Raw genomic sequence first — 15,899 nt, 5'->3', positions numbered from 1 at the left:
CGATGCACACTAAAGTCCTAATCATAGGATCCGGCCCTGCCGGTTATACCGCAGCAGTTTACGCAGCACGCGCCATGCTAGAACCTGTTTTGGTAACAGGCCTTGAACAAGGCGGACAATTGACCATCACCACCGAGGTTGAAAACTATCCAGGTTTCGCTGATCCAATCCAAGGCCCTTGGCTCATGGAACAAATGCGCGACCAAGCAGTAAACGTCGGCACTAAGCTTGTGAACGACACAATTAAAAGCGTCGATCTTGAAAGCCGCCCGTTTAAAGCAGTTGGCGATGGCGGCGAAGTCTACACCGCTGACACGGTGGTGATCTGCACTGGCGCTAAAGCAAAGTGGCTTGGTATTGAATCAGAACAAACCTTCATGGGCTTCGGTGTTTCTGCTTGTGCTACATGCGACGGCTTCTTTTATCGCGGCAAAAAAGTGGCTGTCATCGGCGGCGGCAACACCGCTGTTGAAGAAGCGCTCTATCTTGCAAACCTTGCAGAAAAAGTAACGCTCGTTCACCGTCGTGACGAATTACGATCTGAGAAAATTTTGCAAGAACGCCTCTTTGCTCATCCTAAGATTGAAGTTCTATGGGACCACGCTGTTGATGAAATTACAGGTGACACAAAACCGATGCCATCTGTAACCGGCGTCAATGTAAAGAACACCAAGACAGACGAGATCAGCACATTAGACGTGGACGGCGTATTCGTTGCTATTGGCCATGCGCCAGCAGTCGATCTTTTCAAAGACACACTACAAATGCGCGATAGCGGTTATATGTGGACGGCACCAGATTCGACCGCCACCAATATTCCAGGCGTCTTTGCTGCTGGTGACGTAACAGACGACATCTACCGTCAGGCTGTTACAGCTGCGGGCATGGGTTGCATGGCAGCGCTGGAAGCAGAAAAATACATTGCCGAACATGAAGCGGATCAAGCCAAGCAAGCCGCCGAATAGATAAGTTGTATCGCTAAGCTGAACAAACCAATGAACGGGCACCAAGATGGATTGGGATAAACTCAGGATTTTTCATGCCGCTGCAGAGGCGGGCAGTTTCACCCATGCTGGTGAAACATTAAACCTGAGCCAGTCCGCGGTCAGTCGTCAGGTGAGTGCGCTTGAATATGATTTGGGCGTCACCCTCTTCCATCGCCATGCCCGTGGTTTGATCTTAACTGAGCAAGGCGACGATCTTTACCGCACGGCCCATGATGTGCTGATGAAACTGGAAGCCGCCATGGTGCGGCTGACAGACTCCAAGGAACGGCCAAGTGGGTCGTTGCGCGTTAACACGACCATTGGTCTTGGCAGCACGTGGCTGACATCGCGGATCAATAATTTCACGGATCTCTACCCCGACATTAAACTGCAAATGCAGCTCTCAGATAGTGAGCTGGATCTCAACATGCGTGAATCTGATGTTGCAATCCGTCTTCATGCGCCAACACAACCAGACCTCATCCAGCGCAAGCTCTTCACGGTGCATTTTCACCTTTATGCCTCGCAAGATTATCTAAAGCGCTTCGGCCCATTGAAAGACACCAAAGACCTCGACAACCACCGCATCATTTCATTCGGTCGCAATTATCCTGACCACTTGAAGGAACTGAATTGGATTTTGCGGGCGGGTAAAGACAGTAAAACAGAACGCACCTCTACGCTCGAAGTCAACAATGTATACGCCATGAAAAACGCAGCCCAACGCGGCGTTGGCATCGCACTTCTGCCAGACTATGTGGTGGATAAAGAACCTGGCCTCGTGCAGCTACCTGTGGAAGAAAGCGTGCCGTCCTTCGACACCTATTTCGTCTACACCGACGACCTACGCAACTCCGCCCGCGTTCAAGCCTTCCGCGATTTCCTCGTTTCAGAAGCGCAAAAGTGGCAGTTTTAATCACTGCAATTTTAGAAATCAGGCCGCACTACCATCAGCCACAAAAGAACAACGATTGCGGTAAACGCTGGAATGCCTAAGGCAAACCAGATGCGAAAGAGCTTGTGATAGCGTGGTGGCAAGGGGGTATTTTGGGTACTGGCCTCAACCGCCAAATCTCGCAATCGCATTTGAATAACAACGACAGGCAACCAACAAGCGCCAATCACGCCGTATAAAACCAACGATAGCCAAATCCAGCCGTCGCCCAATGACCACCCCACATGATGGATGAGCAGCAGGCCTGTGATCGGTTGAAGAACTGCGGCGCTGGCGGTAAACACCCAATCCGCGATCACCACGATGGAGCCAACACCTGCAATAAGCTTAGCGTCACCACTTCGATGAGCCATCACCATAAAGAAGGCAATCCCGCTACCCGTGCCGATCAAAACGCAGGCGCCAAGCACATGTAAAACGCGAATGAGGTCGATCCATTCCATCATCTCGTCTCCAACATCACGCGAGCAACAAGGGCAAGTAGAATGCTCGGCAACACTTTCACGAGCGGGCCCAAAGGATCAAGCCAAAGGCTCGGCACTGTCACTGTAGAGGCGGCTAAGTAGAACAAGCTCACGCCAATCATACAAAGGCAGGTAAGTTTCGCCGTGGGGCGATATAAAATGCCTGCTGCGAGAGCAACATCCACGACAGCCCAAAACACCACGCTGAATTTGGCAAGTGCTGACGACCATCCAACAGCCGTCAAAACATTAGCTGCCGCGCTAAGACTGACTACCCCAAGAATGCCAGACAGGAACCAGAAGAGTGCAAGGGTAGCGATAACCATCGGCATCAATAATGCCATGCGCGCTGATAATCGGTCTTCAGCCAAAGCTGGCATTGCCTCTAACGTCTTTGAAAGCGGAGACAACGGCACATCATGCCATTTTCGCCATTGAGACGCATCGCCAGAAATTCCTGTTTCAAGTACTTTCACAGCAGAACTTCGAAGCGGTGAGCGCCAACCCAAGTGCCCTAAACTGTCGGCAATGAACGAAATTGACGAAAGCGCCCAACGTGGCAACACCAAACGGAACCGCGCTGGATTGAACCCGAGCCAATTTCTGATTTCGCCAATGACGCCTTCTAAACTGTGCTCTGTTTCCTCAACAAGATCACACTCAATACCAGCATCCACTTTACCTTGTGCAACCATCACCACAGCGCCCGCGATGTCATCCACATGGACGGTTTGAATTTTTGTCTCAGGCAAAGCCAAAGGCTGCACAATGGGAACGGCAGCATTAAGCCGCAACAAAGCACTCCCGCCATAAGCCGTTGGCGCAAGCACCAAACCCGGTTTGAAAATCCAATGATCAATGCCCGCCTCACGAACCAATTGATCGCCCTCTGCTTTGGTGCTCATAAAGGCTGTGTCGGCATTGAGTTCAGCACCAACCGCAGAAATTTGTACAAGCCCGATGCCACGTTCTGCCAGCGCTGGAAGTAAACTTTCTAGCATGCCGCGATGAACGACATCCAGTTTATCATCACCCGATTCTTGCAACGCACCAGCCGCATTGACCACCAGATCAACACCTTCAAGCACAGGTTGCCAATGTGATGCTTCGCTTAAATCGCGAAGGTCATGAATGCGCCAATCAAGCGACGGATAGACACGATTAGCTGTGCTGCGATTACGGCCAAGGCCAATCACATTAAAACCTGCTTGCTCCAACTTCTGGGTAATATGAAAACCGATAAGCCCATAAGCACCCAAAACGAGTACACTTTTACGAGTGAGCTTCTTATCCACCACTGGCAACGATTCCCTTCGCTCACGACTTAAGTGCTGGTTAGAGTTCAATGGTTTTCCAAAGTTTCGTCAACCAATAAGTTTCATCCCATGCCCAACAAAAAACCGCCCACAAAGGGGCGGTTTAATTGTTTGATTGTGGCGGCGTTTAAGTAAACAAGCGCTCGCTCTTTGGGATGTTTTTATAAAGGTCGGCAACTTGTTCGCCGTAACCGTTATAAAGAAGCGTTGGCACAAAATCGCCAGTATGAAGCACCCGCTCTTTCGCTTGGCTCCAGCGAGCATGGTCTACTTCTGGGTTTACATTGGCCCAGAAGCCATATTCGCGCGCTTGCAAGGTTTCCCAGAAGCTGACAGGGCGTTTGTCTGTAAACGTGAATTTCACGATCGACTTGATTGACTTGAAGCCATATTTCCACGGCACAGTAAGACGCAAAGGCGCACCGTGCTGTTTCGCCATTGGCTTGCCGTAGGTGCCCGTTACCATAAACGTTAGCTCGTTCATCGCTTCGGCCATTGTAAGACCTTCAACATAAGGCCAAGGCTGGAAGGATGCGCGCTGGCCGCTTGCTGTTTCTGGATCGTTGAATGTCTCCATGCGGATATATTTCGCCTTTGAAAGCGGGTTCGCAAGACGAACAATCTCTGACATTGGGAAACCAGACCACGGTATCGTCATAGACCATGCTTCAACACAACGATGGCGATAAAGGCGCTCTTCCAATTGTACTTCAGCTAGCAAATCATCGATTGAGAAGAAGCGCTGGCGATCCACCATGCCGTCGATCACAACTGTCCAAGGGCGAACTTTCAGCGATTGGGCAGCGCGGGCGATGCGTTTGTGCGAGCCGAATTCATAAAAGTTATTGTATGATTCGTTCACGTCTTGCGGCGTCAGCTCGCGATCGAGAGTATATTTCTCATTGCGTTTTGCTGGATAAAGTTTGGCGCTTGGGTCGACTTCTTTAGCAGCAGCTTTCTCGTCTTCACTCTTACCAAAGATGGCACCGAGAGCGTTTTCAAAAGCATTTTGAGCGCGCGCTTTCTCTGGCAAAACCAAGCTACCCGCAGCCAAGCCACCAGCGGCAACCAATTGCCGACGGTTTAAAAAGGCGCTTTCCGGTGTTGCTTGATTTTCTGGAATTTCCCAGCTTTTGCGACGTTTAATCAGCACAGTATTTCTCCTGAATGTTGATACCCACGTTGAAGGCATCACTTTTAGTCAATTAGATTTATAATAGATGATCATGGTTAAAGATTGCGCACCATTGCAAAAAGAACCGATTTTTCGATCAAATTCCATCATATTCTTGTGAAAATAGTCCGATTCCAAGCAAATACGGCGCTATACGGCTCGTTTCATGTCCCGATGCGGAATGCCGGCATCATCATATTCACCACCAAAGGCGACAAATCCGAGCCGTTCATAAAATGGAATAGCGTATGTTTGGGCGCTTAATTTAAACGTGTGAACGTTGTTTCCTTTTTCAGCAACATCCATCATCGTTTTGATCAATTTGAGCCCGAGATTGCGTCCGCGTGCGTGTTTTAACACGGCAATGCGCTGTAGTTTAGCGACCCCATTGGCCACTATCATACGTCCGGTCGCAACGTCTTCATCTGCATCAACACCAATAAAATGGATCGCTGCTTGATCAAGGTCGTCCCATTCTTCAGGCTCGCTGACGTGCTGCTCCTCAATAAAAACGGCCCGCCGGATCGCATGAGCGCGATCAATCAGCAGGGCCGAATTACCATGGTCAAAGCAGACCGTCATAACGTGTCCGCTCGCCTATGTAAGCGAGTTACAAAAACGCTGAATACGTTCGCACGCATCCGTCAGCGCTTGTGTCGATGTCGCATAGGAAATGCGGAAGTTCGGGCCAAGACCAAAGGCCGAGCCATGCACCACTGCAACACCCTCATCTTCCAACAATGCCGTCACGAAATCTTCGTCCGTCTCTAGCACTTTGCCAGATGGTGTTTTCTTACCCATGCAGCTTGCGCAAGAAGGATACACGTAGAACGCCCCTTCAGGCATTGGGCAATCAATACCAGATGCTTGGTTCAACATAGAAACAACAAGGTTGCGGCGCTGTTCAAATTCATCACGGCGTTCACCGATAAAATCTTGCGTACCGTTCAATGCTTCAACGGCTGCCCACTGAGCAATTGAACAGGTGCCAGAAGTCGATTGGCCTTGAACCTTCGTCATGCCTTTAATCAGTTCAACGGGTCCAGCTGCATAACCAATGCGCCAGCCTGTCATGGCATAGGCTTTTGAAACACCATTCATTGTAAGCGTGCGCTCATAAAGCTTCGGCTCAACTTCTGCAGGCGTTACAAAAGTAAAATCGCCATAACAAAGGTGCTCATACATATCGTCGGTCAAAATCCAAACATGCGGATGTTTCAACAATACATCTGTGAGCGCCTTCAATTCATCATGCGAATAAGCCGCACCCGATGGGTTAGATGGTGAGTTGAAAATGAACCATTTCGTTTTCGGCGTAATCGCTGCATCCAGCGCTTCAGCTGTCAGCTTGAAATTGGTTTCAATGGTCGCTTCAACAAATACAGGGTCGCCACCATTTAGCATCACCATATCAGGATAGCTCACCCAATAAGGAGCTGGAATGAGAACTTCATCGCCTGGGTTTAGCGTCGCAGCAAATGCATTATAAAGAATTTGCTTGCCGCCTGTGCCAACAATCACTTGGTCAGCTGTATAAGTGAGATTGTTCTCACGCTTGAATTTTTCAACAATCGCCTCGCGCAATTCCAAAATACCAGGCACTGCCGTGTATTTCGTCTCACCGCGATTAATCGCATCAACAGCTGCTGCCTTAATGTTGTCTGGCGTATCGAAATCAGGTTCGCCAGCACCAAGGCCAATCACATCGCGCCCTTCCGCTTTTAGTTCGCGTGCTTTGGCTGAAACAGCGATGGTTGCAGAAGGCTTTACTCGTGAAAGAGTATCGGACAGAAATGCCATTTGGGAGGTCTCCATTGCTTTGGGGGCATATCATTTTACGGCGCGAACCTACGCCCCTAACGCTTCACTTACAAGGGGGATAAATGACTTCCATCATCAGGATTTTTCATGAGTGTGTCAGTCTTTCTAATGAGACAGCAGCCAAAATGGATAGTATGTTGAAAGACAACGAAAATCCGCAGGCGCGAAGGGAAACAAATGCTCATTCTTCATGACATGCTTGAATCAGGAAATTGCTACAAAGTCCGCCTTTTACTGGCATTACAACAAACACCCTTCAAGAGCATCGCCATTGCGCCATCTGCTGGACAATCTTCAACGCCTGAATTTCTAGCCCTCAACCCAAAAGGCGCAGTTCCCTTCCTTCAGTATACCGATGGACGCACATTGGCTGAATCCAATGCCATCTTATTGCATCTGGCAGAAGGCACTAACTACCTGCCAACAGATGCCTTTGAGCGGGCGAAAGTCTATGAATGGTTATTCTTTGAACAATATAGCCACGAACCAAACATCGCCGTTCGCATCTCCCTATCAACCATTGCAAGTCGCGCCCATTTAGCAACGGAAGAAAAGATGTCAGCCCTTATGGAAGGGGGCATGAAAGCGCTTTTAGCAATGGAGTTACAGCTGGCAAAATCATCCTTCATCGTTGGCGACCAATTCACCATCGCGGATATTGCTCTTTACGCTTACACTCACAAAGCAGAAAAAGGCGGCTTTGACCTTTCCACATTTCCAAAAATTGAAGACTGGCTCAACCGGGTTCGTGGTATAGATGGTTTTGTTTCGATGGACTGGCTTCCATCTGTTTAAACCAACGCAGAAGGCGAACCATGATTAGACTGTGCAGCTTCATCCTCATTCTTTTTGGATTTGCCTTCCCCGTCCAAGCCAATCCGTTTCCATCAAAAGACTACGAACTCAAAGTTGAGGTTTTATCCAGCAAGCTCGACACACCGTGGGCGCTTGCATTTTTGCCAGACGCGAGCATTTTGATAACCGAGCGCGACGGCAATTTGCGACTGTTCAAAGATGGCGCTTTGTCAAAACCGCTCAAAGGCACGCCTAAAGTTCGTGCACGTGGTCAGGGTGGTTTGCTCGACGTTGCAATTGATCCAAACTTTGCTGAAAACCGCTGGGTCTATCTAAGCTTTTCAGAAGCGGGCGAAGGCGGCAGCGGCACGGCGGTTGCTCGTGGGCAGCTTAACGGCTTAGAGCTTCAAAACACTCAAGTGATCTACCGTCAAAACATCAAAACTGGAACAGGCCGACATTTTGGTTCGCGCCTTGTATTTGCGCGAGATGGCACTTTGTTCATCACCCATGGTGACCGTGGCAAACGCCCTCGCGCCCAAGATCCATTTGATCATGCAGGCTCCATCATACGAATTAACCCAGACGGCACAATTCCTGCTGACAACCCCTTTGCAGATGGCAAGAAGGCGCTTCCAGAAATCTGGTCTATCGGTCATCGCAATGCGCAAGGCATCACGGTGCATCCTAAAACGGGAGAGATTTGGACATCTGAACACGGCGCACGTGGTGGTGATGAAATTAATCAACCAAAGGCGGGCAAAAATTACGGATGGCCAATCATTTCTTATGGCCGCCATTACAGCGGCCGCAAAATTGGCGCTGGTGTCGCACGTGATGGATTGGAACAACCACATTTTTTCTGGGATCCATCCATCGCCCCCTCATCGATTTTATTTTACCAAGGTGATCTGTTTTCCAAATGGAAAGGTGACATCTTTGTCGGCGCACTGGCTTTTGAACTTGTCTCTCGCTTATCGCAAGACAATGGCAAGATCACAGAACAAGAACGCTTGTTAGAAGGCGACGTTGGGCGTGTGCGAGATATTGTCGAAGGACCAGATGGTGCTTTATATCTACTCACCCATTCTGACAGTGGTTACCTCCTCCGCCTTGCTCCCGCCAACTAACGTGAAAAAGACAGCCATGCTTTACATCGTCGCCTTCATTTTCATTCTTGGTATAGTGGTTTTGCTATTCTTTCGCTCGCCCGAAACTTTTTGGGAGTTAGTCATTGGCGACCCTGATCTTGGCCACGTTGATTTTCCAACGTTGAAAAAGACCAGCAGACCAAATCAGTTTTTGCTTTGCCCTAAAGACATTTGCAAAAACGAAACACCCGACGCTGAACCGCCTGTCTTCAAAATGACGAAAGAACGGCTGAAGACAAATTTCATCACAGCGCTCGGCACAGAAAGTCGCAGCACTGTTGATGACGCTGGTGATGGATTGCGGTTCATCATGCGCTCACCAATTTGCCGTTTTCCTGATACGATCAGCGTAGAATTTTTCGATGTTCAAGACGGCGCAACGCTTGCCATCTATTCCCGCGCACAAATTGGCTACCGAGATTTTAGCGCCAATGAAAAACGGGTCAGACGGTGGATTTCAAACTTAGAAACCAACCACCCGACCCGCTAATTTTATACCGTTGCAGATAGAGCCTTAAAAACGAGTGCTTACGCGCAGGCTACCTTGGTGACTTCGTGTATTATCGCCACCAACACCCAAGCGGTATTCTGCGCCAATAGAAAACTTATTGTTTATTTTCACCTTGGTTCCAACATCAAACAAGAAACCACGCCCCTCTGGATCATCAATAGCAAGTGATGATGCAGCTGCCGTTGATGCAAGCGCTCCAACAGATAAGTCGTCAGCGTCATAGGACAAGTAATCTTCATAGCCGACACCTGCATACAAAACACCAGAAACACCTTCGTTATTGCTAAATGTCTTAGCAGCACGAATGTTAACGGCGCCCGTTACAGCATCAATTGAACGCTCGCCAAAGGCCAACGGTGCGAAAACACCGACCTCGGTATAATCGTCGATCGTTGTGTTGAAATAGCCCAACGTTACAGATGGCAAAACACTTAAGCCGCCAAACTTATAATCATAACCAAGTTCGCCGATTGCGCTGAACTGTTTTGCGTCGCTTTCTCCTAAATTGGTCAAAGGACCGACACCAACGCTACGGGTAATGTCTTCAAGCTCACTATAAGCACCGCCAACAGTTAGAGCCGCAAATACATTGCCAATTTTACCAGCCAAATAAACATCAAGCGCAAGTGAATTAGATTCAAAACTCAAAGCAGGCTGCGAGCCATCGCCTTGCACGAAAGAACCTTGCACACCAACCACAAGATTTTCTGAGCGAAGTATGTCTGCACCAAGGCGAACGCCGATCAGATCTATATCTGATCGTGGTGTACCAGTGCGCGCACCGATGGATGCTGTACCACCCAACACTTCAGCAAAAGCTTCACCGCGTATTGGTGTTTTTTCACTAAACGTATCAACGTCTGCCGATGATGAAACGTCGCTAGATGCTCCTTGACTAAAGAAGAAACTACGCGCACGGCTGAGTGCAGAACCTGCAACAATCTGGCGAGTAGTCGAAGATAAATCCGCGATAGCCGCCGCATTTGATCCGCCAACTGTTGGATCAATTGTTTGACGCGCCAGTTCTGCAATTAAAGCATGGCCCGCGTTGGTTGGGTGAACACCATCAGAAAACAAAAATTCGTTTTGTGTTTCAAAGTCTGCGGCCGCACATGCGGCATCAAATACACATCCTGCAGTCACATTGGTAAAACCAAAAGCCTCAGGATTAGCAGTAACCTCATCAAAGACAGCCGCCACATCAATCAGAACAAAATCAGTATTTGTATCAACCGCTGCAAGCTGGGCGACGCCAGCTTCTAGGGTGGTATTGTAATTTTGGGTCGCAAATTCAGCGGCGCCTAAAACGGCTGCTTGCGTTTGAGCGGATGCCACTGCCTGCGCTGCTGCATCACCTCCTGCTGCTGCGACTTGCGCGGCTGCGCCAGCTGCTGCTTGCTCCGCACCCAAATTGGTTGAAGGCAAAGAAGCAAGATTGGGTAGATTAAGGTAGACAAGTTGACCCGGACCACCACCAGGCGCAACAGCGCCTGTTGCAAGTTGGGTAATATCATTGACAGCTAAAGCACCAACATTTTGCCCAAGAGCCGCGGCACCTGCTGCATCTGTTACTAATGGGAGACCTGCAAAAAAGTTATTCGCACCCGCCCAATATGTAACGGTATCATCTGCATCAATCGTACCGCCTGCGCCCGCGAAAATGCCTTGCTGCTCGGTCACACCTGGAATACCAGCGGCAAGCCCACCACTTCCGGCAAATGCACCACCAAAAGCTACATTTACATCGCCAGTAACACCTGTTCCTTGAACAGGAGAGTTTTGTGGACTGACAGCGTTGGCTCCTGTTGGATCAGGTGTTCCACCAAGTAGTTGTTCAATCCATGTCAAACCGCCTGGGTTCACAAACCGACTGCTCCCGGGAAAATCATTGGCCGCTCCCGAAATCGCAAACAAGTTGCCATTATCCGACAAACTATCGCCGAAGGAAATCACGTCACCCGAGGTTGCAAATTGAGCTTGAGCCAAAGTTGTGCTGACAGTTAGCGCGCATCCAGCAAGAAGTAGTTTTCGTAAATTTGTCATAAGACCTCCCAATCTTTGCACTATGGAAAACAGATTGACGTGCACGTAAGGCAACCCGAAAACTGCGCAAATTTTGGAGGCATTCATCATTCACGCAAAAAGTGATAAAAAAGTCACAAAACAGTCATACTTTCTCGCTTTTCCTGACAAAGAACGCCAAATTTTATCTCTTAGGGGCGCTTTATAATTGAATCCAATTGGTACTTTCAATTCCGCTCGTCCTGTCACATATAAGTAGGATGGCAGATAAGAAGCAAAGCTCACGTGATTCTCAAAAATCAGATGACGCCTTTTCCCCCTATGGAAAAGACGAACCAACTGGTTTTGAAGAAAGTCCGCAAGCAAGCTTTGAAGGTACGCCGGTCGATATCTCTTCAACCTCCATTTCAGATTGGGCTGATGAGATAAGCAAGGCCGAAGACCTACCCCCTTCTGCTCGTATCAAAAAACCAGAACTTGGCAAAATGGGGCCAGGTACTGACAAACAAGTGCCCGCCAATAAAAAAGACAAGAAGCCGAAGAAACCGAAAGCGCTTAAAACCTCGCGCGGCACATCTATGGGCGGGCCAGCAACTGCAAAAGAACGCGCGGCGGGTGGTCTTAATCCTGTTGCCGGTCTTGATGTCTCTTTAGAAGATGCCGAAAAGCTCACCTCGACAACAGGTGCAACGGCGACAGTTCAAGCGCTATCAGATTTAATCGAACATGGCCGCGAAGAGATTAAAGGCGATGTTTGGATACCGCATAAACCTGAGCGGCCTGAAAAGTCTGAAGGTGGATTAAACATCGAAATCGTTTCAGATTTCACACCGCAAGGCGACCAGCCTCAAGCCATCAAAGAATTAGTGCACGGCATTAGCGAACAGGATGAGCGCGACCAAGTGCTGCTTGGCGTGACGGGCTCTGGTAAAACCTTCACCGTGGCGCAAGTCATTCAAGAGACCCAGCGCCCTGCCCTTATTCTTGCGCCAAACAAAACATTGGCAGCACAGCTCTATGGTGAGTTCAAAAGCTTCTTTCCGAATAATGCGGTCGAATATTTCGTCTCTTATTATGACTACTATCAGCCAGAAGCCTATGTGCCGCGCTCTGACACTTACATTGAAAAAGAAAGCTCGGTAAACGAACAGATCGACCGGATGCGCCACTCCGCCACCCGCTCGCTTCTTGAGCGTGATGACGTGATCATCGTCGCCTCTGTTTCTTGTATCTATGGTATCGGGTCGGTTGAAACCTATACGGCGATGACGTTTGACATCAAGCTTGGCGACCGTATCGACCAACGCCAACTTCTCGCCGACCTCGTTGCCCTGCAATATAAGCGCAATGATGCGGCCTTCGTACGGGGTAATTTCCGTGTGAAGGGCGATACCATCGACATCTTCCCTGCTCACTATGAAGACCGCGCTTGGCGTGTTTCTCTATTTGGCGATGAGGTGGAACAGATTACAGAGTTTGATCCGCTCACGGGCAAGAAGACAGACGATAAAAAATTCGTCCGCCTTTACGCAAACAGCCACTATGTCACGCCTCGCCCAACGCTCAACCAAGCAATGAAGTCCATCAAGACCGAGCTTGAGCATCGCTTGCAAGAGCTACAAAACGCAGGCCGATTGCTGGAAGCACAAAGACTGGAACAGCGCACCCGTTTTGATCTTGAAATGATGGAAGCAACGGGCGCTTGTGCGGGCATTGAAAACTATTCGCGATACCTCACAGGCCGCAAACCGGGGGAGCCACCGCCCACGCTGTTTGAATACCTGCCCGATAACGCTCTCGTCTTCGTCGATGAAAGCCACGTTACCGTGCCGCAAATTGGTGGCATGTATCGTGGTGACTTTAGACGCAAAGCAACTTTGGCCGAATATGGCTTCCGCTTACCAAGCTGCATGGACAATCGACCTATGCGCTTTGAAGAATGGGAAGCCATGCGCCCGCAAACCGTCCACGTCTCCGCGACACCGGGCAATTGGGAGATGGAGCAGACTGGCGGCGTGTTTGTGGAACAGGTCATCCGGCCAACAGGTCTAACCGACCCACCCGTCGAAGTGCGTCCCGCCACCACGCAGGTGGACGACGTGCTGGATGAAATTCAAAAAACCACCAAAAAGGGTTACCGCACACTGGTGACAACGCTCACCAAACGCATGTCGGAAGACCTCACAGAATATCTGCACGAGGCAGGTATAAGAGTGCGCTACATGCACTCTGACATTGATACGTTGGAGCGCATCGAAATCCTGCGCGATCTGCGCCTTGGTGCGTTTGATGTGTTGGTCGGTATCAACTTGCTGCGCGAGGGTCTCGATATTCCTGAATGCGGATTTGTTGCCATTCTTGATGCGGATAAAGAGGGTTTCTTGCGCTCTGAGACATCGCTGGTGCAGACCATTGGCCGCGCCGCGCGGAACGTTGATGGGCACGTTATTCTATATGCCGACAAAATCACCGGCTCCATGGATCGCGCGATGAAGGAAACAGACCGTCGCCGCGAAAAGCAAGTCGCCTATAATGAAGAACACGGCATCACCCCTTCCACGGTGAAGAAGAACATCGGCGACATTCTACAATCCGTCTACGAAGGCGACCACGTCACGCCAGATCTCGGCTTTGCAGAAGAAGGCGCCCTCGTCGGTCATAACCTCAAAGCGCATATGGAAACGCTTGAAAAAGACATGCGCGCCGCCGCGACCGACCTCAACTTCGAGGAAGCCGCCAGACTGCGCGATGAAATCAAACGCCTGCAAGAAACCGAACTTGCTATCGCCGACGACCCCTTGGCACGCCAAACAGCGGTCGAAGACAAATCCGGCGGCTATCGTGGAGAACGAAACGACCCCGCAGGTGAAAAACGCCCTGTTGGGCGGAGCACCACAGGCAGACCGGGGCAAAAGGCTGGCAAACGAGGGAAGCGGTAAGAGAAATCATTCCCAAAAAACCAATTTTCCGCCCAATAACGCGCCTTGCGGCTTGCATCTTATGCGCGAATATGAAACCACTACATACAACCTATAATAGAAAACGGAACCACCAATGCGACTTATCACAACCCTTCAGGCTTTCATCATTGCATTTGCAGTTATGATCTTGCCTTTCACCATCGCGCCAATGCAGGCGTTTGCGCAATCGGCTTGTAAAGGGCTTTCACAGTCTGCTTGCCAAGCCAAAGGTGGCTGTTCTTATGTGGGTGCTCATACGCGCTCCAATGGCGCGAAGGTAAAAGCGTTCTGTCGCGCGAACCCAGGTAACGGCTCTTCAACAGCGTCAAAAAAGAAAAAGACAACTAAGAAGAAAACGACAGCTTCAAGCAGCTCATCATCAAGCAGCACTCAAAGCACCACTTCTAGCAGCAGCTCGACATCAAAAAAGAAACCAACGACGAAAAAGAAAACAACAGCGTCTAGCAATTCATCTTCAAGTAGCAGCCAAAGCGCGACATCAAGCAGCAGCTCAGGTACAAAAAAGAAGACAACTAAGAAAAAGAAGACAACCGCTAAGAAAAAGACTGCAAGCAAAAAGAAAAAGACAACTAAGAAAAAGAAGCCAACTAGCTAGAGTTCTAGAAAAATAGATTAAATTCAAATACTTAGAAACCGCCAACCTTGTTGGCGGTTTTTTTCATTGCCCCGATCACGTCCCCTTAACTCGTTCTCACGCTTCATCACGCTTTTGGGAAGCGCACTAAAATCACCCAATCCTGTTCCCTATGTAATGAATAGCGCTGGTCGTCGTTTGTGACACTTACAAAATATCGCCAGCAATAAAGAATGCGAACGAACAGGAGAAAGTAAGATGACAAAAGAAATGAAAAAAACTACTGGCTCAATCAAAACAACCTTAGCGGCTTTTGTAACAGCAGCGGTGATTGGCTTTAGTGCAACGCCTTCACAAGCTCTTTCACCCGCTACAAATTCAATCGCAACAACAACAGCAACGCAGATAACTGGCAGTGCGATCGAACAAGCTCGCTTCAGAGGACATAGAGGCTTTCGTGGCAACCGTGGTTTTCGTGGCGGCAGAAGCTTTCGAGGTGGCAGAAGTTTTAGAGGCAGAGGCTTCTCTAACCAGCGGTTTGGCTTTAACAGCGGTAAACACTACAAAAAACGCAGCTTCAAAGGCCATAACTTCCACAAAAAATCTTTCAAGAACCATGGTTTCTTTCATGGTGGTAGAAGCCAAGCTTTCGGTATCCGCTAAGTAACTAAAAAACTTCAACAAGCAAAAAGCGCGAGAAGCCAATCGGTTTCCGCGCTTTTTGCATTCAGGCCCGACCCAATCTGGTTTTACAAGGGAGAGATTACGACAGCGGACATCAGCAGGGACATGGAAATAATTCAGTGGTAGTTGCCGGAGTTAAAGAGCTTTCCCTTGGTGAGATTATAGGTTCCCAAAACCGCTAAGCATCAGCCCGCAGTTTTTCAGCTATCGGAATGCCTCACCCACCATTTCACCACAATGGTTGCTCAAATATCATTGATTCTTTGACGTGTAGGCAGGGACCAAATTTGTCACCACGATGGGTATTTTTGTGATTTCCAATAAAAATTAGTTCCAGATTATTCTGTTTATTTATCGAAACCCAGAAAACCCATATTCAATTAAATTATTCGTGGATTAACATAATTGTGAATAATTTTATTTCTTAAATTTCTCATTAAAAACGATCAAACCGCCGATATGCCT

The 15,899-nt window shown here is 49.0% G+C and carries 13 protein-coding genes and 1 pseudogene; 8 read left to right on the top strand and 6 right to left on the bottom strand.

The genetic code is table 11. From position 1 onward, the window contains the following. Positions 1-2 precede the first annotated feature (2 nt). Together trxB and ABJO30_02270 are read left to right on the top strand one after the other, a co-directional pair. Positions 3-965, top strand: a complete 963-nt coding sequence (gene trxB / locus ABJO30_02275) for a thioredoxin-disulfide reductase (GenBank protein MEP3231637.1) — start codon at positions 3-5, stop codon at positions 963-965. 46 nt (positions 966-1,011) lie between these two features. Next, the gene (locus tag ABJO30_02270) at positions 1,012-1,902 is read left to right on the top strand and encodes a LysR family transcriptional regulator (protein ID MEP3231636.1); all 891 of its coding nucleotides are present in this window, start codon (positions 1,012-1,014) and stop codon (positions 1,900-1,902) included. An 11-nt stretch (positions 1,903-1,913) separates the two neighbouring features. Here ABJO30_02270 and ABJO30_02265 read toward each other — a convergent pair whose 3' ends face one another. The 5 genes from ABJO30_02265 to ABJO30_02245 all read right to left on the bottom strand — a co-directional run bounded on the left by ABJO30_02265 (position 1,914) and on the right by ABJO30_02245 (position 6,695). Beyond that, complete coding sequence (locus ABJO30_02265; GenBank protein ID MEP3231635.1) at positions 1,914-2,387, bottom strand: DUF2269 domain-containing protein; 474 nt, start codon at positions 2,385-2,387, stop codon at positions 1,914-1,916. Continuing rightward, positions 2,384-3,703 carry an SDR family oxidoreductase gene (locus ABJO30_02260; protein ID MEP3231634.1) on the bottom strand — a complete coding sequence of 440 codons (1,320 nt, stop codon included), beginning with the start codon at positions 3,701-3,703 and terminating at the stop codon, positions 2,384-2,386. The genes ABJO30_02265 and ABJO30_02260 overlap by 4 nt, the downstream gene beginning before the upstream one ends. Before the next feature lie 145 nt (positions 3,704-3,848). Further along, positions 3,849-4,874, bottom strand: a complete 1,026-nt coding sequence (msrP, locus tag ABJO30_02255; GenBank protein MEP3231633.1) for a protein-methionine-sulfoxide reductase catalytic subunit MsrP — start codon at positions 4,872-4,874, stop codon at positions 3,849-3,851. A gap of 171 nt (positions 4,875-5,045) precedes the next feature. Then, a complete protein-coding gene (locus ABJO30_02250) occupies positions 5,046-5,477 on the bottom strand; it encodes a GNAT family N-acetyltransferase (GenBank protein MEP3231632.1) in 432 nt (143 codons plus the stop codon). 15 nt (positions 5,478-5,492) lie between these two features. Continuing rightward, complete coding sequence (locus ABJO30_02245; protein ID MEP3231631.1) at positions 5,493-6,695, bottom strand: pyridoxal phosphate-dependent aminotransferase; 1,203 nt, start codon at positions 6,693-6,695, stop codon at positions 5,493-5,495. Positions 6,696-6,893: 198 nt separating this feature from the next. Between ABJO30_02245 and ABJO30_02240 the strand changes: the two genes are divergently transcribed. From ABJO30_02240 to ABJO30_02230, 3 genes are read left to right on the top strand one after another with little or no spacing between them, the layout of a single operon-like run. Beyond that, entirely contained in the window at positions 6,894-7,511 is a 618-nt protein-coding gene (locus ABJO30_02240) for a glutathione S-transferase family protein (GenBank protein MEP3231630.1), read from the top strand. A gap of 20 nt (positions 7,512-7,531) precedes the next feature. Next, positions 7,532-8,641, top strand: a complete 1,110-nt coding sequence (locus ABJO30_02235; GenBank protein ID MEP3231629.1) for a PQQ-dependent sugar dehydrogenase — start codon at positions 7,532-7,534, stop codon at positions 8,639-8,641. 16 nt (positions 8,642-8,657) lie between these two features. Then, on the top strand, positions 8,658-9,152 hold the full coding sequence (locus ABJO30_02230; protein MEP3231628.1) for a DUF1499 domain-containing protein: 495 nt from the start codon (positions 8,658-8,660) through the stop codon (positions 9,150-9,152). Positions 9,153-9,176: 24 nt separating this feature from the next. Here the strand turns inward: ABJO30_02230 and ABJO30_02225 are convergent, their stop codons facing one another. Beyond that, entirely contained in the window at positions 9,177-11,216 is a 2,040-nt protein-coding gene (locus tag ABJO30_02225; protein MEP3231627.1) for an autotransporter domain-containing protein, read from the bottom strand. 239 nt (positions 11,217-11,455) lie between these two features. On the opposite strand from ABJO30_02225, the pseudogene uvrB reads away from it, so the two are divergent. The 3 genes and pseudogenes from uvrB to ABJO30_02210 all read left to right on the top strand — a co-directional run bounded on the left by uvrB (position 11,456) and on the right by ABJO30_02210 (position 15,413). After that, positions 11,456-14,005: pseudogene (gene uvrB / locus ABJO30_02220) on the top strand (excinuclease ABC subunit UvrB). Positions 14,006-14,249: 244 nt separating this feature from the next. Further along, complete coding sequence (locus ABJO30_02215; GenBank protein ID MEP3231626.1) at positions 14,250-14,771, top strand: hypothetical protein; 522 nt, start codon at positions 14,250-14,252, stop codon at positions 14,769-14,771. Between the two features lie 237 nt (positions 14,772-15,008). After that, the gene (locus ABJO30_02210) at positions 15,009-15,413 is read left to right on the top strand and encodes a hypothetical protein (GenBank protein MEP3231625.1); all 405 of its coding nucleotides are present in this window, start codon (positions 15,009-15,011) and stop codon (positions 15,411-15,413) included. Positions 15,414-15,899: the final 486 nt, after the last annotated feature.

This window comes from Hyphomicrobiales bacterium, assembly GCA_039973685.1.
Lineage (GTDB): Bacteria > Pseudomonadota > Alphaproteobacteria > Rhizobiales > JACESI01 > JACESI01.
Note: the sequence above shows the minus strand (reverse complement) of the source record. Positions and strands in the feature narration are given on the sequence as shown.